Below are 2,893 nucleotides of genomic sequence, written 5' to 3'. Positions count from 1 at the left end.
GCTTATTGGGGTGGCTTTAAAGCCCCAAGTGCCCCACCCAGCATCGATATAGAAACCTTCCACTTCAGTTTTGCCCATGATTGGGGCAAAGTCCGGTGTCAGATCCGCCATCCCAGCCCATTGCCGAACCACCTTCACATTACCGAGGAATGGGAACATATCGGTGATATGCGAGGTGAGGCCTTCCACAAAGTCCAGAGATGAGCGGGTTGAATGGATTTCGTATGGATCCAGTGAAGACCCCATAACCAATTCACCGCGAGAAGACTGACTGACATAAACATGTAAGCTGCCTGATACCAGAATCGTATCGAGCCAGGGTTTCATTGGCTCGGTCACACATGCTTGCAACGGATGAATGACAATCGGCGTTTCAACATCGACCATTTCGCAAATGCGTGGTGTAAAACCGGCAACGGCTGATAACACGCGGTTGGTGCTGATATACCCCTTACTGGTCTGCACGCCGACTACCTTGCCGCTTTTCACGTCAATCCCCGTCACTTCCGTACTCTGGAAAATCTCTACGCCCATTCGATCAGCCTCTTTGGCATAACCCCAGGCAACAGCATCGTGACGTGCGACTGAACCCGGCGCGTGATACAACGCACCCAGGATCGGTGCCTGACCACTGCATGAGATATCCAGTTGCGGGCAGGCTTTAGAAATCTCATCAGGACCAACCACATAGCTTTCCACGCCAACATGTTTGTTGACTTCAGCACGCCAGCGCATAGTGCGCATAGCGGAATCGGTATGTGCCAAAGTGAAATGGCCACGGTTGGAATAAAACAGGTTAATGTCGAGCTCTTCAGAAAGATCTTCAAACAACTTAACACTGGCATTGTAGAAGTTGACGCCTTCCGGAGTCAGATAGTTTGAACGCACAATGGTGGTGTTGCGCCCGGTGTTGCCACCGCCGATATAGCCTTTTTCCAACACCGCGACATTGGTGATGCCATGATCTTTTGCCAGGTAGTAGGCTGCAGCAAGTCCATGTCCGCCACCGCCGATAATGACCGCATCATAGGTTTTTTTAGGTTCAGTACAGTCCCTGAAAAAACGGGGTGCCGGATGTTCTCGGCTCAGTGCATATTTCAAAAGTCTTAATGGCATTTTTGCCCCTCAATAAAATGTTTGCCATCCCATCTACTACCTATGGGGTATATGGAACTACCACCTTCTAGGTAAACTTTGTTTCACTTGATGAAACCTTGAGTTCATTTACTCATGTCGGAAATCGGATGTCAACACCTCTTAGAAACTTTTTTTCATCTTATGAATCTTGTTTGCATTATGAGCAAAAAAAATCGTGTATGATCAAGGTTCTATTAATGTAGCAGGTTAGGAGATTTAAACGGCGTGAGCGAAAAACAAGAGATGAATGGAATCGAAAACAATACAAAATCACTGGACAAACACCTTGGCAACACGCTGCGCCATCTTCGACTCGATAATGGATTGACGATTGCCGAAGTTGCCTCACGGGCCAATCTGAGTCGCGGTATGCTCAGTAAGATTGAAAATGGCCTGACCTCACCGAGTCTGGAAAAACTGGAGCATTTGGCCAACGCATTAGGTGTTACCCTGTCAAAATTGTTTCATGATTACGATACCCCCAGAGGCGGGGCTCAATATGTGAAGAATGGCGAAGGAATGGAAGTGGTCCGTCGTGGCACAAAATCCGGACACACTTATCATTTGCTGGCTTATGATCAGGGCCCCAAAAAATTATTCGAACCCTTTCTGATCTCGCTGGAAGAAGAAAGCGAGGTATTTGCCCCGTTTGAACATTCGGGTATCGAATTTATCTTTATGCTGGAAGGCAGGCTTGAATACACGGTCGGTGACGAACGTTATATTCTGAATCCGGGCGACTCTCTGACATTCAATGCCGAACAGCCGCATCGTCCGGAAGCTAAATTAAAAATGCCTATCCGCTACCTGGCGATTATTTATTACGATAGCCTGGATGCGATGGAACACGAGCAGGATTAATGAACCTTTCGGTCTGTGTCTCTTTTATCACCGCTATGGCGTAAGACTACGGTGCTAATGATTGACCAATAAGCTGGCCATACCCTCAAAGTGCTGCATTAGATTCTGTTTCAGCGCCGGTTCATAATCCAGCCTTTCAATGGCTAATTGCATGGATGCCAGCCAGGCATCTTTATGCGCTTCTGTTATATCAACATGGTCATGAATTTGTCGCACATTGGAATGTCCCCACTTCTCGGCATAAAGTTTCGGCCCGCCAAACATACCTGAGAAAAAATTGAACTGTTCCATGCGCGCATGCGCCATACCATGACCACGCAAATGCAGCAGATGTATCGGCCGACCCACTTCTGTTGTCTCCAATACATCACAAAACGTATTCACTAACTTTTCAACACCTTCAGCCCCTCCCAGGCGATCATATATGGACGTTTTTCTAAGATTTGCTGACGCCTTCATAACAGGACTCCTGGATACTTGTTTAAATATCATTGAGTCTATCCCTGTCTGCCAAAAGAAGTTAATACACAGGACTAAGTACTACTTAGAAAGTAATTAGCTGATCCGGCGATAAACATTAGGGCTTGTTGATCTTTCAGAGCCGCCTCTGTTGTGACTGAAAATGCACCAATCAAGGCGCGAAGAGTATGATTTAGTCGTTCTAAATAAACGACAAGCAACACAGGCCGGCGCGCGCCTCCCTGGCGCGCCGGCATACAGTCCATCCGTGGACATAAGTGGTGCATTTTCAGCCACAACCCGCAGGGCTGGGACTATTTTTCCGCCCCACGGCGTTGGAAATGAATTATGTAGAACAACTACATCGCATCATTTCCGCCTTGTTGGACGGAAAAATAGCCTCCAGCAGTGGTGGCTCTGAAAGATCAACAAGCCC

The 2,893-nt window shown here is 47.5% G+C and carries 3 protein-coding genes; 1 reads left to right on the top strand and 2 read right to left on the bottom strand.

Going from position 1 to position 2,893, the window contains the following annotated elements; all coding sequences use genetic code 11:
- Positions 1–1,116: FAD-dependent oxidoreductase (locus tag B3O33_RS11350; protein WP_292363617.1), on the bottom strand; the 1,116-nt coding region annotated here is incomplete at its 3' end.
- Positions 1,117–1,362: 246 nt separating this feature from the next.
- Between B3O33_RS11350 and B3O33_RS11345 the strand changes: the two genes are divergently transcribed.
- Positions 1,363–1,998, top strand: a complete 636-nt coding sequence (locus B3O33_RS11345; protein ID WP_292361783.1) for a helix-turn-helix domain-containing protein — start codon at positions 1,363–1,365, stop codon at positions 1,996–1,998.
- Between the two features lie 54 nt (positions 1,999–2,052).
- Here B3O33_RS11345 and B3O33_RS11340 read toward each other — a convergent pair whose 3' ends face one another.
- A complete protein-coding gene (locus B3O33_RS11340) occupies positions 2,053–2,457 on the bottom strand; it encodes a group II truncated hemoglobin (RefSeq protein ID WP_292361782.1) in 405 nt (134 codons plus the stop codon).
- Positions 2,458–2,893: the final 436 nt, after the last annotated feature.

The organism is Methylophaga sp. UBA1464 (assembly GCF_002325665.1).
In the GTDB taxonomy this organism is placed as follows: Bacteria; Pseudomonadota; Gammaproteobacteria; order Nitrosococcales; family Methylophagaceae; genus Methylophaga.
Note: the sequence above shows the minus strand (reverse complement) of the source record. Positions and strands in the feature narration are given on the sequence as shown.